We start from the raw sequence: 19,967 nt of genomic DNA on the forward strand, positions 1-19,967 counted from the left end.
CTAACCCAAACTATTTTATCGTTTCAGCTACATAGGCTATGTGTGGCGATTGAGGTCACACGCACCTACGTTGGTTCGATCCAGAACCACCAACAGGTCTGCGATGGTCTCGATTCGCTCGGTGATTCCGCCTCGAAGATCTGGAACGTCGCACGATGGACAGCAGACCGCGTATGGGATGAGATTGGGAAGATTCCCAACGAAGGATCGCTCAAATCGTATATGAAGAATCAGTCGTGCTGGAAAGACTTGAATGCACAATCAAGTCAGAAAGTCATCGAAGAACTTTCTGACGCTTTCCAGTCGTGGTTCGACCTGCGACACAAGGACGACGAGGCGAATCCGCCCGGCTACCGCAAACACGGCGATACCCGACCGCGTTCCACGGTCACGTTCAAAGCAGACGGGTTCAAACACGACCCTGAAAACAACCGCGTCCGACTCTCAAAGGGGAAGAACCTGAAGGAACACCGTTCCGATTTCCTGCTCTGCGAGTACCAGACTCGTCCCGACGTTGATCTCTCGGAAGTCACCAAGGTGCAAAACGTTCGAGCCGTCTGGAACGGCGACGGGTGGGAACTCCACTTCGTCTGCAAAGTCGAACTCGAAACTACCGACTCGACAGACGACGGAGTGGCAGGGATCGACCTTGGGATCACTAACATCGCCACGGTCGCATTCCCCGACGAGTTCGTTCTCTACCCCGGTAACTCGCTCAAAGAAGACAAACACTACTTCACCCGAGCAGAGTACGAGACTGAGGGTGAGAACGGCCCATCAGAGAAGTCAATGTGGGCACGTCGAAAACTCGCTGACCGAGAGACACACTTCTACCACGTCCTCACGGACACGATTATTACCGAGTGTGTCGAGCGCGGTGTTGGGACGCTCGCGGTGAGTTGGCCCGAAGACGTGCGTGAGTCTGACTGGGGGAAGACCGGTAACAAGAAGTTGCACTCGTGGGCGTTCGACCGCATCTACCAGTACCTCGAATACAAAGGCGAGATTCGTGGCGTCGAGGTGCTAAAAGAGAACGAGTGGAACACCTCGAAGACGTGTTCACGGTGTGGTGACGATACGAAGTCGAATCGTGTCGAACGTGGCCTGTACGTTTGCTCGTCGTGCGAGTTGGTCGGGAACGCGGATTGTAACGGGGCGGAGAATATGCGACAGAAGATAACTCCGAGTCCTTACGGTGAGGATAGGAGTAACGGCTGTGTGGCACAGCCATCGACATACCTGTTCGACCGCGAGAGCGGGACGTTCAACACGAGAGAACAGGCCGTGTCGTAGACCGGCAAATATCCCACCTGCGGTACGGGAAGCCTCGCCGTCGTCGGGCTCTGCCCGACTGCCTGAGGGATCTTTGATCCCTCTCCGTTTACGGCGAGGAGGATGTCACTTTTGAGCGAGGCGATGTCGTCTACGGTGACGATCCGTTCAAAGGAGCGGACGCTGCGCGGCCGTGACTTGTTCTCTCGAACAACGAGGGACATCCATTTCACGGCGACCAATATATTGCGCTGACGCTGACGTCGAAGTCCTGGATGGATGGCCGTATCGCGATCCCTTCGGAGCAGTGGCTTCGTGGTGGGACGCCGAACCAGAGCCAGATCGTCCCGTGGGGCGTCCAATCAATTGATCACGAGGACATCGATTTCTGGCAGGGTCGGCTTGACAGCGACCTTGTTGACGAGGCAGTCGCTGTGCTCGTCGAAGAACTTCAATGAGAGCCTCGGTTATCCAGCAGTCGAAAACCGACGGCGTCACTCTCCAAGAAACCGATTTAATTCACTAAATTCGTCAGGTGAGAGAATAACCTCGGTGTCGAACGCATCAAATTGTTCAAAGTCATAGTCAATCGTCAATACTGTATTCACTCCTTCATCAATTGCGACCTGAGCGTAGTACCCATCCCACCCGTTGACGTTTGCATCACGTGAGCGGGAAAGCCCACCTCGAACCACTTCATCGGGCATCTCATCATACCAATGAATTCGTTTTGCGTCCATGAAATTTTCCAACAGTCGAGACGCATCTGTGTTCGAGTGTCCGTAGTACGTCGTCAAGACAGTATGTGCACCGAATAGCGCAGGATATGGGACGATAGCATCGATGTCACCGGTGATGGCATCTCGGACGTATGAGAGCGCAGAAGCACGAACCGGTGTCTCTGTGTGTGCGAGCGCAATGACGCCAACATCGAAAAGATACGGGCCGCTTGTCTCACTCATCGCGATCTTTTGTTGCGCCCTTTCGAACAGCTGCTCGGTGCGTCTGGGCAACTGGCTCAACGCCTTCGCCAAGCGGGGTCGTCTCTGTTCGGTCTGCTGTCGCTTCCGCAACAAGATTCTCCATGCGTTCGATAATCTGTTCAGGGTCATCTTCCGGTTCAACGACAACTTTTCCGTCTTCTTCATGAATCTCCACTTCCGCTCCAGGAGTAATCCCGAGTCGCTTTCGGACCTCCTGCGGGAGGACGACCCGTCCTTTTGAATCCACGGTGACCATATTCCCACATTCAGTGGGAAATCTCATAAGAGTTCTGGTCGGAGCTGTAACACCCTCACTACCGAAGTTCGTCGGAATAGTGATCACGGAGAAACAACAGTACTGCATCTGCGATTAAATCTTTGACACACCGAACGGTACTGCAACCCGGAAGGAACCAGCTACCAGTGGTCAACTGGCTCGTTACTAACCGGAAACACGGTGTCCACCCGAATACGGTGTCGATTCGCCTTCCCTTGGTCCCGTGGCCGCTTCGATGGCTTCCTGCAGGGGCCGTCGGCGCGCTCATTTGCTACTGGTCGCTGGTCACCGCACCGCCAGCACTGCAGCCACTCGAGCCGACAGCCACGCTCACAACAAGCGGCGTTGCCAGCGTTCCAGGCTCGTATCAGCGCCACGCAGTCGCGTATGCAGCGTTAACACTCGCGCTCGCGTACGCCATTGCGGACCGAAACGCACCCGCGGTCCGGAAGGCGCTTCTCGTCTTCTCACTCGCAACAGGGTACGGTGCGCTGATGGAGTTCGGACAGTTCTTCCTGCCGGAACGAACCGCCTCTATGATCGATATCGCAATCAACGCCGTCGGCTCGGCACTGGCGCTGTCGTGGTATCATCTCGAGCAGCGAGTGCAGTTCGTCCCCGTTGGACGGACGCTGCGCTCACCGTAATCTCACTCGCTCTCGACCTGCGTGATAGTCCCGGTCGCAGCAAGCGTCTCGAACTCGAGTGCGAGATCCTGGCCCACACCGAGGCGCTGACCCTGATAGTAGAGGCCGTCGTCGGTTTCGAGCGCTTCAACCTCGAGTGCTACCTGAAGGTCCTCATAGCGCGGATGCTCGTGTTCGTGGAGTTCGCCGTCGTCGCTCTCGAGGACGAGCAGCGAAGGCTCGCGCTCGACGTCTGTGACTGTGACAACCGTGTCACCACCTTCAGTTGCGGTTGGTCCGGCCTCGAGGGCGTCTCCAAGGGTCGGGTCAACCTCGGTGAGCGACAGCGAAACAGTGGCGCTCGTGCGTTCCATGTTGAGCGTTGGCTCAGTTCCCAACTCGGAAACGGAGCCATTGACGGCGTACAGTCCGAAATCAACGGTCAAATCGCGATTGAACTGGACCGGTTCATCGCCGACGTTGATGGTGTCGAGGTCCTCTACGGGTTCGCCTTCGATTTCGAGGCGAAGGAGGGTTTCAGACTGTATCGTCTGGACATCAGTCACTGTCGCGTTCTGATCACCTGCGACAGTGCCTTCGGTACCCGGCTCGAGGCGCTCTACGACGTAGTCTGGCTGGGAATCTGCCTCGAGAGTGACGTGTTGGGTTTCGGTTTCCGTGGCCGATTCGGTGTCTCCCGGTCCAGGGGCACCCATCGTGACGACAGCGATGCCGGCGACGCCGATAGCGAGGACGAGTAAGACCACCAGCGCGTCGATGACGTTGACCACACCCAAGAGGTTCCCGTTTTCGTCGATTAGTTCCATGGCTGGCCAAAGTGTGTCCGCGTGGTTCGGTCGTGATCCGCTATTCGGACGCTGCTCATTGTGTGTTCACCCGCCGATATTGGGTCCCAACCGCCCGATGGATCGCCACCAGGGGTCGCTGATACCGCCACCAACAGTTCTTTGCACTCCAGCACCCTTTCATACCTTTGCGTAACAGGTTGTAATATATAAGGGCCGGTGGTAGGGACAAGTGACGCGTCCCAGCCAACCGAAACGGTCTCCTCTTCTCGAGTCCGTCGATGCTGTCCGATGGGTCACGGTTCAACAACTCATTGAGGTGTTCATGCTGACCCCACTGTCTCCAAGTGTGATCTCCGTGTGCGCGAGGCAGTCCGCAGATGCGCTGATGGAGGTCGTACTCTCTAATGACCCCGATTCGACCATCGTTTCGTAGGTTCCCGGCTCACCAGCGACAACCTCGAGAACGGTCTCTCCCGGCAGGTCGTCGGTCGCCTCGAGTGCGGGCTCGTCTGCATCCTCGAAGTCGATCCGAAGGGTGAGTGATCGGTCATCTTCGTCGGTGTTTGTAATCGAAAGCATGGGTTCCTCGAGGCCATCCTCGTCGACGGCATCGATGGCGACGGTTGCGATCTCCTCGAGCGGACTGTCGTCCGGAAGCGTCCATGCTGTCTCGTCATCTTCTGTGTCTGAATCGCCCGTCTCGTCCGTTTCCGTCTCGGTACTATTTGTTGCCGAGTCGGTGGCGCTCTCGTTGGCCGTGACTATACTGTGGAGTCGCTCGAGCAGGCCCAGACTGAGCAGTCCGCCAAGAGCGACGACCATACGTCGTGTCAGTTGCATAGTATCCCTCACGTGTGCCTATCTAAAACCGCTTTTTCAGCCTCGAGAGACCATCTCGAAGACAAACTAATCAATTTATGAACGATGTGAGCCACTATCTATTCCACACAGCAAGCATCACCGTAAGTCGCTCTTGGGACTGTTTCGTGCCCACACTCGAACTCGAGGGTGAGGTGTTTCGACTGCATTCCGTAACCATCAAAAATCACCAGCGGGGATCCAGGGACGTTTGTCGCGTCTCGACGACAACCGACACCTATTGTCTCGAAATCGAGTGTTTGTCCGCTAAACGATTCCAGTCGTTTATCCATGAACAGATTGACACGACGTTCGCCGCAGGGGCCTATCAATGACTGACAGACAACGACGCTACCGACAGGCGATTACGATCGCTGTTGCTATTGGATTGCTTGGGATGACACTCAGCGCTGGCGCAGCGATGGCACAGGAACAGACGGACGGGGTAGACGCTGACAACACCTCAGTCGAACAGGCGAGCGACTCAGTGGCTGAAAATGTAACGGTCGAAGAGAGTGAACAGGCAGTCGTCGACGACCAACAGACTGTCGAGGTTGAAGAGACGGTAACCGACACTGGCGACACTGACAGTGCAGACCTATTCGACCTCGAGGACGGGTTCTTCGATGACGGATTCACCGATGACGGATTCGGCGATGACTTCCTGACCGGTTCGCTCTTCGAGTAGCGCGAGAGTCGATCGACGACTCGCCGCCGCTATCGTTTCTCTCGAGCACACTAAGTTGCATGAGACGGACGCTGTCCAGTCTCACATACTGTTAGATACCGAGTGATACGCACGCCAGACCGACGCGTTAGATCTGGTTGTCACTCTCGAACAAACAGAGTACACCGCGAAAACGAGAAAAAGCGCCGGTTAGTCGTCGTTAGACTGCAGCCCAGACGTTTGTCGAGGCGACGGCACTGTACTGGATGTTCTCGTTCTCTTGCATCGTCACCTGTGCAGAGTCAGCGCTGCCGGCGTCGTCAGCGACGGCGATGGCAGCCTGCTGTTCGTTGATGTTCTCCTGTGCAACGAACTGGATCTGCTCGATCTGTGCGCTGGCTTCTTGTTCGACGTCGTTAGTCTGGTTCGCATCGGCGTCGAACGCGACACCTGGTGCCTCTTCCATGGCGTCACCGCCGAGCATCACACTCGTCGTGTCCGAAGTGATGACACTGTCGTGTGCGTAGGCGGGGCCGGCGTAGACGTTCAGCGCGTCAGCGTAGCCAATCTGGCTGTTGACGTTGTTCTGGTGGGACCACTGAACTGCCGTGGCGTCACTGCCGTTGGTGGCAAGTGCCATAGCCGAACTCTGGAGGTTGACGTTCATCTGCTCGACTTCCTGGCCCTGTGCGACCTCGGAGGTTGCTGACTGTGCCGAGCCGTCGTCTTTCTTGTGCTCTTTGTCCTTTTGGTCGTCCTTCTTGTCATCCTTCTTATCGTCTTTCTTGTCGTCCGCGTGCTTGTCGTCGTACTTTGTATCGTCGTCTTTGTCCTCTGCGAGGTCACTCATCGCCGCTGCGGCGTCATCCATCGCACCGTCATCGTCGATGCCGGCCGTTGCGATGCTCATGCCGGACATCATCTCGAGGATGTTCGTGCTGTCGGCGGTGGCGATCTGGTCGTTGAAGTTGGTCTGGTCGGTCAGCTGGATCGACGTTGCAGTGCTGTTCTCACCGACTGCGATGGCGACAGCGCTGTCCTGCTCGTTGTAGTTCGTCTGATCGAGGGACTGTTCCTGGTTGACCGTCGCATCAGCGGACTGGTCGCTGAAGTCACCAGCACCCTGGTAGACGTTCGTCGCGTTCGCTGCACCGTGCTGGAGGTTCTGGTTGGACTGCTGGGATTGCTGGAGGGCAACTGCATCGCTCTCGTTCTCCGCGAGCGAGAACGCAGTGCTCTGTTCGTTGTAGTTGAGCTGGCCAACGACCTGGCTCTGGGTCACAACGGTGTCTGCGCTCTGGTCGGCGTCAACATCGGCTTTGTCGCCTTTCTTGTCGGCGATGCCCCAGCCGTCGAACTGCTGGCCGTCGCCGTTACCGATAACGACGTTGACGGTGCCGACGTCCTCGAAGTTAGTCTCATCGACCTGGACGTTCTGTGCGGCCGCATCAGCAAACTGTTCGTTGTCGTTGTACTGGTTTGCGTCCTGGATTGCGGTCGCCTCACCGCCGTCGATCGAGATCGACGTTGCGTTATTCTGCTGGTTGATGTTTACCTGATCGACATCCTGGTACTGGTTGATGTCTGCATCAGCTTCACTTCCTGACTGTGCTTCGATGTACTCGTCTAGCGTTTTGTCGCCGAGATCAGCGCCGAAGACGAGATACAGCTCTTCACCGTTCTCGAGTGCGTGGACTGAACTCTCGGAGGGGTCTTCGCCTGCGGCCGCAGCCGGTGCGCCGGCCGCGATCATCGATAGGGCGACTATACACGCCATAAGTACTGTCGTATATCGTGAACGTATCGTCGTTGTGTTGCTCATGAGTTGTTTTGATTCGTGCCGTGAGAGTCGTTTCTTTTTGCACCTCTCCGGCGTGAACCATCATATCCTGATTACCGTCTTTGTTATCGGTCAGTTGTGCTGACGGTGTATGGGACCTACTACGCAGAAGGCGGCGATTTATGGACGGAAGGCGGTGGTTTCGCTAAAGATTATCTCTTGATGTGAACTGATTCAGTAAGAAACTATGTCGCAGCAGGGAGTGGTATTGGCAACTCGACACGGCCTTTCAATCAGAAAATAGAACCTTTTCGAGTATGCAATCGACGCATTCAGTGTGGAAGCGTTCGTGGTAGTCACATCTACGAGAGATTTCCGACAGAGACTCCCACACATACTCTTCGTCACGATGATGACAACACGGAAATGTACAGTGTGGCCCTGTTACCAGTCCGTTCTCGAGTATATGTAATTTCGGCCACATAACAGTAGGTATGGCCTCAGTCGGTCCAATCGGAGTATTCGGTGTGAAACCGTGGTCCGGGTTCAAGTGTAATACCCTGCAGAGTAGCGACTGGGCAACGCGTCACAGCGACACGGCAGATAGTGGACTGTCACGATCTGCCACCCGTCGGAGAGGGATCCAGTACCCAGCCGTGTGTGTGATGCGTGCCTAGACCAACGCAACTATGAAACGTACATTCGCGATCACACTGACGGTAGCGATGATTGGTAGCCTCATGTTCATGGGGTTTGCAGGAACCGCTGCGGCGCAGAACGTCGATAACGGAATCGACATTGGAGATATTGGCGCCGACTTCGGTGACCAGACCCAAGGCGACGCAACAAACAACATTGACGTGAACCAGGAGAACAACAACGCACAGACTGGCGTCTCCGAAGCGACCTCCGGTGACGCGGTCGCTGTGAGTGACGGTGGCGCTGGCGGCGGCGCGGCTGCTGCTGACGACCCAAAGCATGACCCGAAGAAGGACGATCCACAGCCACTCGCTAACGGTGCTGACTCTGGCAACGCACTTGCTGGATCGCTGGCTGCTTCCCAAGTGACCCAGGTGCAGGATGTCAACCAGCAGAACGCTGCTGACATCGACGCCACCGCTCAGACCGGTGACAACGTGCAGGACTTCGACGTTGGAATCGACATCGGTGACGACACCGAGACCGTCGAAGGATAATCCGGTCCAACCAACGCAGTAACTGACGAGAATTTCTTCATTTTCCCGGGGTACAATAATTCCTCGAGAGCGCTCGCTGTTCCTCTCGCTCGAGCACACCACCAACTCACTCCAGAACGAGCGCCTCTGCTTGCTGACTAACCGCTCGGATCGGCACGCCCGCTGCCGCTGCGGCCGCCTTCGCGTCCTCGTACTCCACGCTCACGTCGTACACCGTCCCCTCACTATCACGCGCGATTTTTACGGTCACCTCGTATGGTTTCCCCTCGAGTACCACCTCTACTGTCTCGAACTCCCGTTTGGCGATCCACCGATGCGTCACGCCGGCGTCCCGAACCCCTAACGTCCCAGTCTCCTCGGCTAACGCTCGCGCGACACGTGCTCTGTCTGCGGGCTTGCAGATGACTTTCACCAGATGGCCGGGCCGCGATTTCTTCATCGTCGCTGGGACAATCGAGACGTCTCGAGCGCCTGCATCCGTGAGCGTCTCCTGAAGCCCGCCGAGCACTTCCGGCGTCGCGTCGTCGAGGTTCGTCTCGAGAACGGCGATATCGTCTTTCACCAGGCTGCGGTCCTCGCCCGTGCCGACCACGGCTCGAAGCACGTTCGGGTGTGGATCGAGGTCATATCCACCGGCACCGTAGCCCGAGGCTTCGACCTCGAGCGTCGGCAGCACCTCAATCCCGTCTGCGACGTGTCCAAGGATTGCCGCACCCGTCGGCGTCAGCAGTTCTGCCTCGACAGGGCCTCCACGCAGCGACCAGTCCGCGCGCTCGGCAATCTCGAGGACGGCAGGTGTTGGGACGGGAAACTCGCCGTGGGCCATCGACGCTGTGCCGCCACCGGTGGCAAGCGGAGTCGTCACGACGCGATCCGGGTCCAAACCCTCGAGCAAGAGCACTGCGCCGACGACGTCTGCAATGGCATCGTCTGCGCCGACCTCGTGGAAGTGAATGTCCTCGAGTGCCTCGCCGTGGACGCTGGCTTCAGCCTCGCCGAGTAGTTCGAAGATTGCGAGCACGTCGCGCTCGACGGACTCAGGCAGGCCCATCTCGCGGACGATTGTACAAACCTCGAGATAGCTGCGGTGTGGGCCATGGCCTTCGGCGTGGACGGGAGTGTGATTGTTTCCGTGGCTGTGATCGTGGCTCTCGTCGTGGTCATGCGCGTGCCCGTGGCTGTGGGCGTCGTCATGGCCATGCGTGTGCTCGTGCGCGTGATCATTGCCTGCATCTGTCTCCTCGTCTTCGCTCCGGTGTCCGTCAGCAGAGTCACTCGAGTCCGAGAGCAATACATCGACCGTCGTGGCCGAAATACCACACTTAACCGTCTCGTCGATCCGATACTCGATCTCGAGGGCGTCAGTAACTGGCTCGAGGGCGTCGGAATCAGCACCGGCGTCAAGGAGGGCTCCAAGCAGCATATCGCCGCTGGCTCCCATCCGGCCGTCGAACGCGAGGACGTACATAGGTACGAGGCCGGTGGGCACGCCCAAAAATCCATCTGTGCGAAGCACGGAACGGTTCTCACAAATCTAGGGAACGCCGTCACATCTATGTATCCGCCACGAGAACTTACGTATGGTAGCGACTAGCACAACTGAGGCTAGCAAAAAACATATCCGATCACGAATCGGAGTGATTGATATCGCCGTCCATCCCGAATCATGAATGAAGTTCAACTGGAGGTTGCGAAGGCATACCCGAACGACTCGGGTCGTGGTATCGCCCGACTCGACCCGGACACGCTGTTACATTTAAAGCTGAGTCCGGGCGACATCATCGAAATTGAAGGTGCAGACACCACTGCCGCGAAGGTCTGGCGCGCCGACCGGCAGGACTGGAATACAGATACCGTCCGCATTGACGGCTTTACCCGCCAGAACGCAGACGTCGGCATCGGAGAGCGAGTCACCATCCGCAAGGCAGAAGCGACGAAAGCGGATTCGCTCACCCTGGCACCGCCAGAAGAGGCGTCCGTCCAATTCGGCTCTGACGCCGCTGGCATGGTCAAACGCCAGATCCTCAAACGGCCAGTCGTCGGCCGCGACATCGTGCCGGTCATGAGCTCGACGAACCATCCGTTCATGCGCTCGCCGGGCCAGGCAATCCCGCTGATCGCCGTCGAGACCGAACCCGAAGGCGTCGTCCTCATTACTGAGGATACCGACGTCGAACTCCGCGAGGAGCCGATCTCAGGCTTCGAGAAGACCGGAGGTGGGATCACCTACGAGGACATCGGCGGCCTTCAGGGTGAGATCCAACGCGTGCGCGAGATGGTCGAACTGCCGATGAAACACCCCCAGATCTTCAAGAAACTGGGGATCGAGCCGCCACAGGGCGTGCTCTTACACGGCCCACCGGGCACCGGGAAGACCCTGCTCGCGAAAGCCGTCGCGAACGAAACGTCGGCGAGTTTCTTCTCTATCGCCGGCCCAGAGATCATCTCGAAGTACTACGGCGAGTCCGAACAACAACTCAGGGAAATCTTCGAAGACGCAAGCGAGGAGTCACCCGCGATCATCTTCATCGACGAACTCGACTCCATCGCGCCCAAACGCGAGGACGTCACCGGCGAGGTCGAACGCCGCGTCGTCGCCCAACTGCTGACGATGATGGACGGCCTCGAGGCCCGCGGCCAGGTCATCGTCATCGCGGCGACGAACCGCGTCGACAGCGTCGATCCTGCCCTCCGTCGACCGGGCCGATTCGACCGCGAGATCGAAATCGGTGTGCCAGACGAGGTTGGCCGCGAGGAGATCCTACAGATTCACACGCGCGGGATGCCACTCAGCGACGACGTTGCACTCTCGCACCTTGCCGATGAGACCCACGGTTTCGTTGGTGCGGACATCGAGTCCCTGACCAAAGAAGCCGCGATGAAGGCGCTGCGACGGTACTTGCCGGAGATCGACCTCGACGAGGAGGATATCCCGCCGAGCCTGATCGATCGGATGATCGTCAAGCGCGAGGACTTCAGCGGCGCGTTGAACGAGGTCGAGCCCTCGGCGATGCGGGAGGTCCTCGTCGAACTACCCAAGATCTCGTGGGACGACGTTGGCGGTCTCCACGACGCCAAAGAGCAGGTCCAAGAGTCCGTCGAGTGGCCGTTGAACAGCCCTGAACGGTTCAGTCGGTTGGGTATCGACCCACCGGCGGGCGTCTTGCTCTACGGGCCGCCAGGCACCGGGAAGACGCTCATGGCGAAAGCCGTCGCCAACGAGACCAACGCGAACTTCATCTCAGTTCGCGGGCCGCAACTGCTGAGCAAGTGGGTCGGCGAATCGGAGAAAGCCATCCGCCAGACCTTCCGCAAGGCGCGCCAGGTCTCGCCAACGGTGATCTTCTTCGACGAACTCGACGCGCTCGCACCCGGCCGCGGTGGCGGCGAAAGCGGTTCGAACGTCTCTGAACGCGTCGTCAACCAGTTACTGACGGAACTCGACGGCCTCGAGGAGATGGGCAACGTGATGGTCATCGGTGCGACCAACCGCCCAGACATGATCGATCCCGCACTCCTGCGATCGGGTCGATTTGACCGCCTCGTCATGATTGGCCAACCCGACGTTGACGGCCGCGAGCGCATCCTCGACATCCACACGGAGGACACGCCACTGGCTGCAGACGTCACGCTGCGCGAAATCGCCGAGATCACCGACGGCTACGTCGGGAGCGACCTCGAGTCGATCACGCGCGAAGCCGCAATCGAGGCGCTTCGTGAGGATGATGCAGCAGATGTCGTCGAGATGCGCCATTTCCGCCAGGCGATGGAGAACGTCCGGCCGACGATCACCGACGACATCATGGACTACTACGACCGCATCGAAGAGGAGTTCCAGGGCGGCACGAGCGGGCCGGACCCAACTGGGCGACGTGGCAGTCGCATCGGCTTCCAGTAACCCAGTTCGTCGGTCTGGCTCGAACGGATCTGCAATCGCTATATGGGCTGTTTTTCTCAACCTGAGACGTGAGCGCTGTGTACCGAGATAACCGATTGCTACGACCCCGGCAACCGTGGTAAGCAATGGTTACTCGAGTTGAAACAGTTGTCTCTGATCTGTGCTAACCCGATAGTATCGGGCTTTGACTGAGGCAATCGGTCGAACACGGCTCGAACCGACTCGTATTCGCCTGAATCGGTTGCAATTGTCCAAAGCGTCGCAGCGATATATGTAGGTACAGCGCCTATTGGAGTGATACACAGGTATTTCGATGGCAGACTCTTCGACATCCCGATCTCGCCAATCCGATTCTGTTCGCGACTCAGTCGATACTGGCTCGCACGGAGAGCGAAAACGGCTTCTCGAGCGGACGGTGCCGGGGATCGCAGCATCGATTCGAAAGGCGGGATTCTGGTCGGCAATTTTTCTCCCAATTTGTTACACGCCGATGTTGCTCTACGGGCTGTCGACAGGCATTCATACCCTGCTGTTTCTGTTTCTCCTCGGCCTCAATCTGGTTGCGCTGTACGTTGGCCACGAGTACCGGCGCTGATTAGACTGCTCTCGAGCGCGCGAGGAAATGAAACGTGAGTGCGAAACCGAGTGGGGGCTGGGAGTATCCCGTAGTAGAGGTCAATTCAGCGACAGTCGACGTGGCTCGAGGCTGGTCTATAGTGCCGGGCGGGCGCGGATTTCTTGGACTTCCTCGGTCTGTTTGAACTGCTCGAGGAGGGGCTTGATGTCGTCGAAGCCGTCCTCGAGAACAATATCCCCGCTTCGGAGGTCGTACTCGACGATATCATAGTCAGCAAGTCGGGGCAGGTGATTGTGGACAAGTGAGACGTACACACGCTGTCTGGTCTCTTTGTCGATTGCACCGGCGTGCTGGTCGTACTCCCAGGCGGAGATTTGTGTGATGAGATCCTCGATGTTTCCGTTGCGCGTCTCTGCAAGGAGGTATAGCAGGTATCGGCGCTTCGATTCCGACAGTAGGGAACAGGCCGCCTCCATTCGAGTAGCGCTTGTCGTCATAGGAGAATCAACGAAACCTGTGGTAATACACCTGCTGCCAATACAAATAGGATTGGAGACTCAGACAGTCAGTTTCGCTCACACCCATTAACGGGGAAACCGACGGACAGCGCGTAGTCGCCTGTGACAGTGACCCACGATTGATGCGTTATCGATCAAACTGCGAGACCGACGGGTCACCACTGCTCTCGGACGAATCACCGTACCGGTGGCATGCGACAGGGTGGTTCTTCACACCCTCGAGGTCGTTCGCTTCTGGGGTACGCTGTTCTGGCGTGGTGGTTTCACACACAGTTTCGTACTCGCGGCGAAGTCGGTCGGCCGCACGCTCCCAGTCCTGGGTCGCAAGCGCCTCGAGTGCCTCTCGGACGCGGTCGTCGTGTGGTGAAGAAAGCGGCTGCTCAAAGAGACGGTCTTCGAGTGCAGCGACGAAGCCCGGAATCGAGTCGGCGGGAAGTGAGCCGTCCTCGAAGGAAAACTGTTCGTCGTCGCCAACGGTCTCGAGGGAGATGTCCTCGCTTTCGATCCGTTCGCGCAGGTTCATAATCTGGCGGAACTCAGCTTGGTCGATATCGAGGTCATCGGGCGGGATCACCACGGGACACCGCGTTCTGAACCGGCAGCCACTCGGGGGGTTCCGTGGGGATGGCACGTCGCCCGACAGCGTCTGTCGGTCGCGCTCTTGCTCGTCGGTCGCCGCTCGTGGGACGCTCTCGAGGAGCGCCTGCGTGTAGGGATGGTTCGGGTCGTCGAAGATGTCTTCGACGGGGCCAATCTCGACGATTTCGCCGAGGTACATGACGGCGACGCGGTCACAGACATGCCGAATCACAGAGAGGTCGTGACTGATCAGCAAGTAGGTGAGATCGAACTCGTCTTGCAGGTCATCAAGCAGGTTCAACACCTGCGCCTGCACCGAGACATCGAGTGCAGAGGTTGGCTCGTCCAAGACGAGAAACTCCGGCTCGAGCGCAAGCGCCCGGGCAATGCCAATCCGCTGGCGCTGGCCGCCCGAGAACTCGTGGGGGTATCGATCAAGCTGGTCGACTGAGAGGCCAACGCGCTCGAGTAACTCACGGACGCGCTCGCGCCGCTCAGACGCCGTACCGACGTCGTGAATGTCGAGTGGCTGCCTGACGATGCTGCCAATCGTCATCCGCGGATCGAGACTCGAGAACGGATCCTGAAAGACGACCTGGGCGTCCTGTCGGAACTGGGTGAGTTCGTGTCCCTCGAGGTCGTAGACGTTCCGTCCATCGAATTCAACACGGCCATCGCTTGGCTCTTGCAGGCGAAGGAGCGTCTCGCCAGTTGTCGACTTTCCACAGCCGGATTCGCCGACCAGTCCGAGCGTCTCGCCTGTGTTGATCTCGAAGCTGACGCCGTCGACGGCACGGACGGGAACCGGCTCAGCGCCGAGCACTCGGTCGAGGACCGAGTCCTGTTCCCAGAAGTACTTCTGCAGGTTGTCGACGCGAACGAGTGGCTCGTCAGCACTCATCGGTCCTCACCTCCTGGCCCCTCGAGCGTCGATTCAGCTGGTTCAGACGCCCTCTCAGTGTCCTCGTGCGTCTCGTCGACTGTGTCGCCAAAGAAGTCACTCGAGAGTGCTCTTGCTTCGGAATAGGAGTGTTCGGCAAGAACACACCGCGCGGTGTGCTCGTCGCTGCCATCGGCGTCGTACTCTGGTGGGTGAGAGAGACACTCCTCCATAGCCTTCGGACAGCGATCAGCGAACTGGCACCGATCGTCCATTTCGTGTTCCAACAGACTTGGCACGTTACCTGGAATCGGCTCGAGGCGGTCACCAGTCGCCTCGAGGTCGGGAATCGACCCGAGTAGTCCCTCAGTGTAGGGATGGACGTGGTCATCGAAGACATCCTCGAGCGTTCCGCGTTCGACGATTTCACCGGCGTACATCACGCCGACACGATCGCACATTCTGGCAACGACACCCAGATTGTGCGTGATCAGGAAAATCGTCATGCCAGTTTTCTTTTGGAGGTCATCGAGCAGATCGAGAACCTGTGCCTGAATCGTGACGTCGAGTGCCGTTGTCGGCTCGTCAGCAACCAGTATGTCCGGCTCTCCGGCGAGCGCCTGCGCGATCATCGCCCGCTGGAGCATCCCACCGGAGTACTCGTGTGGGTACTCCTCGGCACGCTCGACGGGATCCGGGATGCCGACCAACTCGAGCAGTTCGATCGCTCGCTCGCGACTCGCCTCGTTGATGTACTTCCTCGAGGGCATGACCGAGGAGAGCATGAGCGATCCCAGCGAGTACGACTGCGTTTTCGCTCGAGTTGATCGCGGGTTCGCACTGGCTCGCTGCTGGACTTCGACGGCTTCGGCGATCTGTTCGCCGACGGTGAGACTCGGGTTGAAGCTACTCTCTGGGTCCTGGAAGATCATGCTGAACGACGTGCCACGAAGGGATCGACGCGCTTCCGTCGGGATGTCACGGAGGTTCACAAACGAGCCGTCGACCGCTTCAGGGTGGTCGTCTGCGATTGCCTCGGCGAGGTCGGCGTCGTTGAACCAGATCTCGCCGTCAGTGATTTCGCCAGGTGATTCGATCAGATCGATGACCGAGCGAGCGGTCACACTCTTTCCAGAACCGCTCTCGCCGACGATTCCGAACACCTCGCCGCGTTCGATCCGCAAGTCGAGGTTCGAAACCGCGTTTACCTGTCCCTGTTCCGTGAAGAATCGCGTCGAGAGTCCGTTTACGCGCAGAATATCGTCAGTCATTGTTATGCACCGCCTCCTTCGCCCTCGATGTTTGGATCGAGCGAGTCTCGAAGCCAATCACCGAGCAAGTTGATACTGACCACCGACAGGACGATTCCAATGCCGGGGATCGTTGCAATCCACCAGTTCTGCCGCAGGTAATCCTGTCCGCGCTGGATCTCATAGCCCCACGAGAGTGTCGTCCCGGAGAATCCAAGATACGACAGCGAACTCTCGAGGAGGATAATCGCGGCGACCTGAATCGTCGCGAGAACGATCACCGGCGTCAGGCTGTTCGGCAGGACGTGTTTGAGGAGGATTGTCCTGTTGCTCGCCCCAAGACTGCGGGCGGCTTTGACGTACTCTTCGTTGCGTATCGCCATCGCCTCACCGCGGGCCACGCGGGCGAACCAGACCCAGGTAACGAGCCCGACGACAAGTGTCACCGTTCCGGGTAACGGTGTCGATCCGGGCATTCCGTCCGCAAAGCCGGCCGCGACGAATGGATCGGGAATCGGTATCGTCATCGAGCCGAAGACGCCGATCAGTGCAAGCGCCAGGACGAGTGATGGGAACGCAAGCATGACATCTGCGACTCGCATCATCGCATCGTCGACCCGGCCGCCGTAATAGCCAGAGACCAGGCCGAACGGAACGCCCATCAACACGGCAAGGCCAGTCCCGAGGATCCCAACGAGTAACGAAGTGCGAGCGCCGTACAACAGTCTCGAGAAGACGTCCTGTCCGACGTTGTTCGTCCCGAGGTAGTGATCGCTCGAGGATTCAACAACGACGGGTTCTCGCTCACCGTCGACGACCTCGTAGCCATCAGCAGTGGTTCCCATCGGTGGGTACGAGTCACCCTCGTCAAAGTGGCCGGTCGTACTGGGGTTATGTGTTGCGAGAATGGGCGCAAACAGTGCCATAAACACGATAGAAAGCAGGATAATGAGTCCAACTTTCGGCAGCAAACTGCTTCGAAATTCCTGTTTGAGGTTGGATTTGAGCCGATCCGAAATCATTCGTCTAGCACCCGTGGGTTGAGTTTTGCATAGATTGCGTCGACGGCGATGTTGATGATCACGTAGCTGATTCCGACGAAGATAATGATCCCCTGGATAAGCGGCCAGTCGAGATTGTTGATCGCGCCGATGAGCCGTAGCCCCAGCCCGGGCCAGGAGAAGACCGTCTCCGTGACGACTGCACCGCCGATCAGCGTTCCGAGTTGGAGGCCGAGGACGGTGATGATCGGAATCATCGTGTTTCGGAGGACGTGCTTGTACCGAACGAGCGTCTCCGGAATCCCCTTTGCCTCGGTCGCGGTTACGTAGGGCTTGCCGTACTCATCGAGCATGCCACTTCTCGTGAGGCGAGTGATGAGTGCCGTGAAGTACGTCCCCAGTGTCACTGCCGGGAGGATGATATGATGTAACCAGGTGAGCAAATCACCAATGTAGAACGTCGTCAGAAACATCCACAGCGCATCGTGGAGCGCAACTGGCCGCCGTCCCGTCGGGAAGAGATCGAGATTGACCGACAACAATAAGATCAACATGATCCCGAGCCAGAAGTTCGGCGTACTGATCCCGACCAGCGAGAACGACGTTGCTCCGTAGTCAACCGGATCGTTACGCCGAGTTCCACTAATAACGCCGAGCGGAATCGCAATCACGAGCGCGACGATGGTGGCTGCGATAGCGAGCTCGAGCGTTGCCGGAACCCGCTCTATAACCATTGTCGAAACCGCCCGACTCGACTGGTAGGAGTAGCCAAGATCGCCAACGAGGAGATCCTGTAGGTAGTCAGCGTACTGTACGTAGATGGGTTGATCGAGTCCGAGCTCCTCACGGATCCGGTCGCGGGTCGCCTGATCGACGGCCGGATCAACGATTAGATTGACCGGATCGCCGGGCGTAATCGCCCGCAGGCCAAACAGGACCGTGACGACCCCCCAGACGACGAGCACCCCTTGTAGGGTCCGTTTGAGCAAGAATTTTCCAAAAGCCATGGTCTGTCGAGTATCCTCAACTGTATTGATGCACAGATTGCAGTCGAACGCACGTGATTCCTCCGAAACAGCGTTCCGATGCACCGCGTCGATCGCTGGTCGTTAGCTGTCGATATCCCAGAGATAGATGCTTTCGTCTGCCCGTGGCTCCCATCCAATATCATCTCGGACACCGTAGACGCTGTCCTGTGAGTGGAGGAACACCCATGGCGCTTCCTCTCTGAGTTCGGCGTTGATCTCTTGCAGTTGTGCTTCGCGCTCGTCTTCATCTTCGATCGTTTGGCTCTCAAGGATCATCTCAGAGATGTCCTCGTTGCGCAGCGTTTCCTGCGGTGCTTCCTCGACAAAGAACGGGGCCAATCCGTAGTCGGAATCACCCGTGATGACGCCCCAGCCGATGAGGAAGAACGGTATCTCGTCGTCGTCGTACGGCGCACTGTTGGCGTCAGAGATGTCTGGGAACGGCGCGGTGTCGAAGTCACAATCGACGTTCTCGAGTTGGTCGATCTGGTCGGCGGCCATCTCGGCAACGTCGGCATCGTTGAGGTACCGACCCTCAGGCGAGTACAGCGTGATCTCGACGCCCGCGTGCCCACTCTCTTCGACGAGTTCTTCTGCATACTCGAGATCCTGTTCGTAGGGATCGAGATCCGGATTGTGGCCGAAGACACCGTCTGGAATTGGCTGCGTCATCGCTTCGCCGTAGCCGCCAAGTGAGTCTTCGATAATTCCCTGATTATCGACGGCGTAGTTCATTGCCTGTCGGAACTCGGTGCTGTCGAACGGCTCGACGCCCGATTTCATCACGAGGAAGACGTTCCGGAGGCTCGTTTCCTCGCGGATCTCGACGCCGTCTGCATCGTCGACACCAGCTACGTCTTCTGGGATGATGTTGTCGACAATGTCGCTTTCGCCGGTCTCGAGTGCGTTTGCGCGCCCGCTCGACTCGCCGTCCTGATTGAAGACGACGCGCTCGAGTGTTGCGTCATCGCCCCAGTAGTCATCGAACGGCTCGAGGACGATCTGGACGTCGGGTTCGTATTCGACGACTTCGTACGGTCCGGTACCGTTGAACGCGTCGGCGTCGTTGCCAGCGATTGGCTGGTCCTGGTCTTCGATCCATTCTTGGTTGACGACGCGGCCGTAATTTGCGTATTCGAACTCAGCAAGCGATGGCGCGACGTCGTGTTCTAACAGAACGGTCGTCTCGTCGAGTGCCTCGGCGTTGTCGATTGCACCCAGGCCGGCGGCCTGATCGCTTTCGATTCCCTCGTCGGGATCGATCATTCGGTTGAACGTGTAGGCGACGTCGTCTGCGGTCATCTCATCGCCGTTGTGGAAGGTAATACCTTCCTGAATCGTGAGTTCAGCGCCGTCGTCAGTGTCTTCCCACTCTGTGACGACGCGAGGCTCAAACTCGAACTCAGGTGTTACGTTGAACAGCGGCTCGTATACGGGGTCGAGAACGTTGAAATAGGGACCCGTAATGTGGTCGTTGGGATCCGGGTTCTCGATGATTTCTCCTTGCGTGATGACGAGTTCGTCAGTCTCGTCGTCATCACCGGTTGGATCGTCCAGGCAGCCTGCGATAGCGCCCAGTCCGGCCGTTACACCGACTGCGCCGGTAGCCTTGAGAACAGAACGACGTCCGGTACTCTGGTTGTCAGCACCCTTCATACCCTATGAATGAGGGGTATCTAATATAAATGTTGGTCGTTTCGGCCACAGATATGCTACATATGGCCTATCTGACTGGACAATTTTGAACATTATGACACTTATGTGTGCA

The 19,967-nt window shown here is 58.0% G+C and carries 18 protein-coding genes and 1 pseudogene; 7 read left to right on the top strand and 12 right to left on the bottom strand.

Annotated features, from left to right (window positions below):
- Nucleotides 1-42 precede the first annotated feature (42 nt).
- The gene (locus G6M89_RS08805; RefSeq protein ID WP_165161433.1) at nt 43-1,293 is read left to right on the top strand and encodes an RNA-guided endonuclease TnpB family protein; all 1,251 of its coding nucleotides are present in this window, start codon (nt 43-45) and stop codon (nt 1,291-1,293) included.
- Between the two features lie 95 nt (nt 1,294-1,388).
- Nucleotides 1,389-1,730 (top strand): annotated as a pseudogene (locus G6M89_RS22855) (type II toxin-antitoxin system PemK/MazF family toxin); the annotation flags it as partial.
- 36 nt (nt 1,731-1,766) lie between these two features.
- Here the strand turns inward: G6M89_RS22855 and G6M89_RS08815 are convergent.
- A complete protein-coding gene (locus G6M89_RS08815; protein ID WP_241175281.1) occupies nt 1,767-2,234 on the bottom strand; it encodes a hypothetical protein in 468 nt (155 codons plus the stop codon).
- Nucleotides 2,227-2,511, bottom strand: coding sequence for an AbrB/MazE/SpoVT family DNA-binding domain-containing protein (locus tag G6M89_RS08820; RefSeq protein ID WP_165161435.1), 285 nt, complete (start codon nt 2,509-2,511; stop codon nt 2,227-2,229). Before G6M89_RS08820 ends, G6M89_RS08815 begins: the two co-directional genes overlap by 8 nt.
- Nucleotides 2,512-2,678: 167 nt before the next feature.
- Between G6M89_RS08820 and G6M89_RS08825 the strand changes: the two genes are divergently transcribed.
- Entirely contained in the window at nt 2,679-3,179 is a 501-nt protein-coding gene (locus tag G6M89_RS08825; protein ID WP_165161436.1) for a VanZ family protein, read from the top strand.
- Between the two features lie 2 nt (nt 3,180-3,181).
- Here G6M89_RS08825 and G6M89_RS08830 read toward each other — a convergent pair whose 3' ends face one another.
- Nucleotides 3,182-3,985: a DUF4330 domain-containing protein gene (locus G6M89_RS08830; protein ID WP_165161437.1), complete on the bottom strand. Its 804-nt coding sequence runs from the start codon at nt 3,983-3,985 to the stop codon at nt 3,182-3,184.
- 282 nt (nt 3,986-4,267) lie between these two features.
- On the bottom strand, nt 4,268-4,807 hold the full coding sequence (locus G6M89_RS08835; protein ID WP_165161438.1) for a hypothetical protein: 540 nt from the start codon (nt 4,805-4,807) through the stop codon (nt 4,268-4,270).
- A 349-nt stretch (nt 4,808-5,156) separates the two neighbouring features.
- Between G6M89_RS08835 and G6M89_RS08840 the strand changes: the two genes are divergently transcribed.
- Nucleotides 5,157-5,513, top strand: coding sequence for a hypothetical protein (locus tag G6M89_RS08840; protein ID WP_165161439.1), 357 nt, complete (start codon nt 5,157-5,159; stop codon nt 5,511-5,513).
- Between the two features lie 199 nt (nt 5,514-5,712).
- Here G6M89_RS08840 and G6M89_RS08845 read toward each other — a convergent pair whose 3' ends face one another.
- Nucleotides 5,713-7,269: a hypothetical protein gene (locus G6M89_RS08845; protein WP_165161440.1), complete on the bottom strand. Its 1,557-nt coding sequence runs from the start codon at nt 7,267-7,269 to the stop codon at nt 5,713-5,715.
- A gap of 692 nt (nt 7,270-7,961) precedes the next feature.
- Between G6M89_RS08845 and G6M89_RS08850 the strand changes: the two genes are divergently transcribed.
- Entirely contained in the window at nt 7,962-8,468 is a 507-nt protein-coding gene (locus G6M89_RS08850) for a hypothetical protein (RefSeq protein ID WP_165161441.1), read from the top strand.
- 106 nt (nt 8,469-8,574) lie between these two features.
- On the opposite strand, the gene larC is transcribed toward G6M89_RS08850, so the two are convergent.
- Entirely contained in the window at nt 8,575-9,936 is a 1,362-nt protein-coding gene (gene larC, locus G6M89_RS08855) for a nickel pincer cofactor biosynthesis protein LarC (RefSeq protein ID WP_165161442.1), read from the bottom strand.
- Between the two features lie 198 nt (nt 9,937-10,134).
- Between larC and G6M89_RS08860 the strand changes: the two genes are divergently transcribed.
- Nucleotides 10,135-12,366 carry a CDC48 family AAA ATPase gene (locus G6M89_RS08860; protein WP_165161443.1) on the top strand — a complete coding sequence of 744 codons (2,232 nt, stop codon included), beginning with the start codon at nt 10,135-10,137 and terminating at the stop codon, nt 12,364-12,366.
- Between the two features lie 313 nt (nt 12,367-12,679).
- Nucleotides 12,680-12,961: a hypothetical protein gene (locus G6M89_RS08865; protein WP_165161444.1), complete on the top strand. Its 282-nt coding sequence runs from the start codon at nt 12,680-12,682 to the stop codon at nt 12,959-12,961.
- Between the two features lie 116 nt (nt 12,962-13,077).
- Here G6M89_RS08865 and G6M89_RS08870 read toward each other — a convergent pair whose 3' ends face one another.
- The 6 genes from G6M89_RS08870 to G6M89_RS08895 form a co-directional block, all read right to left on the bottom strand.
- A complete protein-coding gene (locus tag G6M89_RS08870) occupies nt 13,078-13,440 on the bottom strand; it encodes a hypothetical protein (RefSeq protein ID WP_165161445.1) in 363 nt (120 codons plus the stop codon).
- Nucleotides 13,441-13,588: 148 nt separating this feature from the next.
- Nucleotides 13,589-14,941, bottom strand: a complete 1,353-nt coding sequence (locus tag G6M89_RS08875; RefSeq protein WP_165161446.1) for an ABC transporter ATP-binding protein — start codon at nt 14,939-14,941, stop codon at nt 13,589-13,591.
- Nucleotides 14,938-16,191, bottom strand: coding sequence for an ABC transporter ATP-binding protein (locus G6M89_RS08880; RefSeq protein ID WP_165161447.1), 1,254 nt, complete (start codon nt 16,189-16,191; stop codon nt 14,938-14,940). Before G6M89_RS08880 ends, G6M89_RS08875 begins: the two co-directional genes overlap by 4 nt.
- A 2-nt stretch (nt 16,192-16,193) precedes the next feature.
- A complete protein-coding gene (locus G6M89_RS08885) occupies nt 16,194-17,192 on the bottom strand; it encodes an ABC transporter permease (protein WP_165161448.1) in 999 nt (332 codons plus the stop codon).
- Entirely contained in the window at nt 17,189-18,178 is a 990-nt protein-coding gene (locus G6M89_RS08890) for an ABC transporter permease (RefSeq protein WP_165161449.1), read from the bottom strand. The genes G6M89_RS08885 and G6M89_RS08890 overlap by 4 nt, the downstream gene beginning before the upstream one ends.
- A gap of 102 nt (nt 18,179-18,280) precedes the next feature.
- Nucleotides 18,281-19,855: an ABC transporter substrate-binding protein gene (locus G6M89_RS08895; protein ID WP_165161450.1), complete on the bottom strand. Its 1,575-nt coding sequence runs from the start codon at nt 19,853-19,855 to the stop codon at nt 18,281-18,283.
- Between the last annotated feature and the right edge of the window lie 112 nt (nt 19,856-19,967).

The organism is Natronolimnobius sp. AArcel1, assembly GCF_011043775.1.
Lineage (GTDB): Archaea > Halobacteriota > Halobacteria > Halobacteriales > Natrialbaceae > Natronolimnobius.